The following is a 3848-nucleotide window of genomic DNA, read 5'->3' as shown; positions in this document are numbered from 1 at the left end:
CAGCTGCATCGTCCGCTGGTAGTCATGGATCCGCTCGTAGGACAGCGTCAACGACCGCCGAATTGAGCGCCCAGCATTATTGATCAGAATGTCGACGCCGCCGAGATCGGCGAGCACCTGATCAGCCATAGCGGCGATGGCATCCACGTCGGACAGGTCGCACGGGTATACGTGGGCGGTCCCGCCATTGCCACGAATATCGTTGGCGACCTTTTCCAGGTTCTCCAGAGTCCGCGCGACCAGCACCACCGTGCCACCTGCTGCCGCGATTTTTGCCGCCGCCGCCGCGCCAATACCCGACGAGCCTCCGGTGATGAGGATCGTCTTGCCCCCGACCACGTCGCTGAGTTTGCGACCCTGCACCGCATCGAGCAGGTTCCGCAGATAGAACGGCCGGTATCGCCCAGCGGAGTTAGGGGTGTTGACGATATTGGACATCGCCGCGAATGGCTTTTCGACGAGGTTCGTCAGGTCGCCAAGATTCATCGATCGTCGCTCCTGGTGATGTTCGTGAGACGGGTCATCAAGCCCAACCTAGGACATCACTGCATGAATCGATGGAGATTGCCGTCATGTTGCCCCAGCCCAAGCGCCGGGCCGCCGACGGAATGTGCGGCTGAGAACTGGCAAGCGGCTTGTTACACAAGGTAATACGAACGTGATTGGATACTAACGGACTCGCAACAGCGCAGTGCTCGGCTGTCCCCATGAGAATATTGTCACGATTCGGCAGGCGCGAGCCCGCCAGCATCTACGACAGGATCGGCGGGTACGAGGCGATCGAAGTGGTTGTCGAGGACTTCTATGCCCGCGTTCTCGCTGATGATCAACTGTCCAGTTTCTTCGCCGGAACGAATATGAGCCGTCTTAAGGGCAAACAGGCTGAATTCATCGCGGCCGCTCTCGGCGGGCCGGCCCCCTACACCGGTGCGTCGATGAAACAGGTGCATCAGGGGCGAGGAATCACTATGCACCACTTCACCCTCGTGGCAGGACACTTGAGCGACGCGCTCACGGCCGCCGGAATCCTCGCTGAGACTGTGACGGAAATACTCGGGGTCATCGCTGGACTGGCCCCCGACGTGGTGTCGGGCGAAACCACCACAGCACAGGTCTGACCAGGCTCGACCATAAAAAGAAGTTCCGCGCCGGTGCGCGTGTCGCATCGGCGGGCAACCGGCAGCCGGGTAGTCAGTTCGTATGCGACTGATCGCCATCATCGTGACAGCTCTGGTTTTGAGCGCTTGCGGGCCGACAACAAGCCATCCGGCGACAAGTTCGTCCGCGATATCGCTCGATTGCACAAAAACCTCAAACAATGCACAGCAGCTGGTATGTGGTGACCCGCACTTAATGGACCTCGAGCACCGGCTGCAGACCGCCTATCAGCAGGCGCTGGCCCGTCCTGGCGCGGACCAAGCTGGGCTGACGGCCGCACAAGACAGCTGGAGGACGGTCCGCGACGGCTGCGCACAAAACGCTGATGTGCGCACCTGCGTGGTAGAGGCCTATCAGACCCGGCTGGTCCAGCTGGCCATCGCCGACCCAGCCACCGTGACACCAGCCGTGATCACTTACCACTGTCCCCTAGGGTCCGGGCCGCTAACCGCGCAGTTCTACAACCAGTTCGACCCGGCGACCGCGGTACTCAACTGGAACGGCGACCAGGAGATCCTGTTCGTCCAACCGTCCGGCAGCGGCGCCCGGTACGGGCGCCAAGGCGTGGAATATTGGGAGCATCAAGGCGAGGTCAGGCTTGATTTCAACGGCAACAGGTTCGTCTGTACGACGCGGTAACGTCGATCAACGATTGATCGCGACGCTCGATCGACATCTGGGCATACCGGCAACGATCTGACCCATTTTTGATGAGAATGTCTGTTATGCGGCGCACATTCGAAGATCTGGTGGCAGAAGCTGATTCGGTACCCGTCGACGGCTGGGATTTTTCTTGGCTGGACAGCCGTGCGACGGAGGAACGACCGTCCTGGGGCTATCAGCGGGCGTTGAGCCAGCGTTTGGCTAGTGTGTCGGCGGCGCTGGACCTGCACACCGGCGGCGGCGAGGTGTTGGCCGGCGCGACGCCGTTCCCACCCACGATGGCAGCGATCGAGACGTGGCCTCCGAACGCGGCGCGGGCAACCAAGCTGTTGCACCCGCTCGGCGTGGTGGTCGTGGCAACTCGGGATGAACCCCTGTTGCCGTTCGCCGACGGAGCGTTTGACCTGGTGACCGCTCGTCATCCGATCTCCGTGTGGTGGACCGAGATCGTTCGGGTGCTCCGGCCGGGCGGCACCTACTTTGCGCAGCAAATCGGGCCCGCGACGATGTCCGAGCTGGTCGAGTACTTCAGCGGGCCGCAACCCGAGAAATGGGCCGAGTGTCATCCCGACGTCGTGAGTGCGCAGGCACAAGCCGCTGGCCTACAGATCGTGGATCTGCGCATGGAGCGGCTACGAGCCGAGTTCTTCGACATCGGCGCCGTTATCTACTTCCTACGTAAGGTGATTTGGACGGTGCCGGACTTTACTGTGGACCGCTATCGCGACCGGCTGCGGGAACTTCATGAACGCATCGAGGCCGACGGGCTGTTCGTCGCGCACTCGACGCGGGTCCTCGTCGATGCCCGCAAACCCGACTGACCGCTGGTGCCGGTCACCCTTCAGCACGCAGCACGTCCAGTGCGTGCTGTAGATCGGGTGGGTAGGGGCTGACGATCTCGACCCGCCTGCCGTCGGCCGGATGGGCGAATGACAGCGACCGGGCGTGCAGCCATTGACGTTCCAGCCCAAGCCTTTTCGCTAGCTTCGGGTCGGCCCCATAAACGAGGTCGCCACAGCATGGATGATGCAGCGCGGCAAAATGCACCCGGATCTGGTGGGTGCGACCGGTTTCCAGATGCACGTCAAGCAGGCTCGCAGCGACGAAGGCTTCCAGGGTGTCGTAGTGGGTGAGGCTATGCCGACCGTCTTTGGTGACCGCGAACTTCCAGTCGTGGCCACGATGCCGGCCGATCGGCGCGTCGATTGTCCCGCTGGACGGATCCGGGTGGCCCTGTACCAGCGCGTGGTAGCGCTTGTCGACCGTCCGGTATTTGAACGCCCGCTTGAGCACTGTGTAGGCGCGCTCGGAGATCGCCACCACCATTACACCCGAGGTGCCGACGTCGAGACGATGCACAATGCCTTGGCGCTCGTGCACACCCGAGGTGGTGATCCGGTAGCCGGCAGCGGCCAGGCCGCCGAGCACCGTCGGCCCGGTCCAGCCGACCGATGCATGCGCCGCCACCGCTGCCGGCTTGTCGACCGCGACGATGTCGTCGTCGGAATACAGGATTGTCATGCCCTCGATGTCGACCGGGGTGTTCTCCAGCGGCGCCGGCGTCTCGGGCAGGCGCACCTGCAACCAGGCACCTGATGTCAGCCGATCGGACTTTCCCGCCTGCACACCGTCCAACTCGACGCCGCCGCCTTCGGCGAGAGCAGCCGCGGCGGTTCGGGACAGCCCCAGCAGACGCGCCAACCCGGCATCAACACGCATGCCCGCGAGTCCCTCCGGGACGGGCATCGAGCGGTCATTCAAACGCACCGCTCCTCTCACCGCAAGCGGGAGGTGCTCCCACATCGCTCATTTGCTCTGCATCGTCGCCGGTGGCCATCAACGCTGACCGGCTTTGCGTCGACCGACAGTGTCGAAGTCGAAGCCAACGATTGACAGAACAACCAGCAGGATGGCGCCACCCACCACCGACGGATCGGCGACATTGAACACCGGCCACCAGCCGATCGATAAAAAGTCAACGACGTGTCCCTGCAGCGGCCCGGGCGCCCGAAAGAAGCGATCAACCA

Annotated in this window: 6 protein-coding genes; 3 read left to right on the top strand and 3 right to left on the bottom strand. The window is 63.0% G+C overall.

All coding sequences use genetic code 11. From position 1 onward, the window contains the following. Positions 1 to 486: SDR family NAD(P)-dependent oxidoreductase (locus AC2VOU_RS02185; RefSeq protein WP_486955881.1), on the bottom strand; the 486-nt coding region annotated here is incomplete at its 3' end. A gap of 221 nt (positions 487 to 707) precedes the next feature. Between AC2VOU_RS02185 and AC2VOU_RS02180 the strand changes: the two genes are divergently transcribed. The 3 genes from AC2VOU_RS02180 (at position 708) to AC2VOU_RS02170 (ending at position 2642) form a co-directional block, all read left to right on the top strand. Next, entirely contained in the window at positions 708 to 1118 is a 411-nt protein-coding gene (locus AC2VOU_RS02180; RefSeq protein WP_047313893.1) for a group I truncated hemoglobin, read from the top strand. 82 nt (positions 1119 to 1200) lie between these two features. Further along, positions 1201 to 1797 carry an MliC family protein gene (locus AC2VOU_RS02175; protein ID WP_486955880.1) on the top strand — a complete coding sequence of 199 codons (597 nt, stop codon included), beginning with the start codon at positions 1201 to 1203 and terminating at the stop codon, positions 1795 to 1797. An 86-nt stretch (positions 1798 to 1883) separates the two neighbouring features. Next, a complete protein-coding gene (locus AC2VOU_RS02170) occupies positions 1884 to 2642 on the top strand; it encodes a class I SAM-dependent methyltransferase (protein WP_047313891.1) in 759 nt (252 codons plus the stop codon). A 13-nt stretch (positions 2643 to 2655) separates the two neighbouring features. Here the strand turns inward: AC2VOU_RS02170 and AC2VOU_RS02165 are convergent, their stop codons facing one another. Together AC2VOU_RS02165 and AC2VOU_RS02160 are read right to left on the bottom strand one after the other, a co-directional pair. After that, complete coding sequence (locus tag AC2VOU_RS02165) at positions 2656 to 3582, bottom strand: RluA family pseudouridine synthase (protein ID WP_047314017.1); 927 nt, start codon at positions 3580 to 3582, stop codon at positions 2656 to 2658. Between the two features lie 75 nt (positions 3583 to 3657). Next, positions 3658 to 3848: signal peptidase II (locus tag AC2VOU_RS02160; protein WP_486955879.1), on the bottom strand; the 191-nt coding region annotated here is incomplete at its 5' end.

Source organism: Mycobacterium sp. TH-M25 (assembly GCF_057473665.1).
This window is presented reverse-complemented; position numbering and strand designations above follow the sequence as displayed.

Bases quoted from the DNA above. Each gene is read 5' to 3' on its own strand.
- AC2VOU_RS02180 (WP_047313893.1), top strand. From the start codon at position 708: ATGAGAATATTGTCACGATTCGGCAGGCGCGAGCCCGCCAGCATCTAC.
- AC2VOU_RS02175 (WP_486955880.1), top strand. From the start codon at position 1,201: ATGCGACTGATCGCCATCATCGTGACAGCTCTGGTTTTGAGCGCTTGC.
- AC2VOU_RS02170 (WP_047313891.1), top strand. From the start codon at position 1,884: ATGCGGCGCACATTCGAAGATCTGGTGGCAGAAGCTGATTCGGTACCC.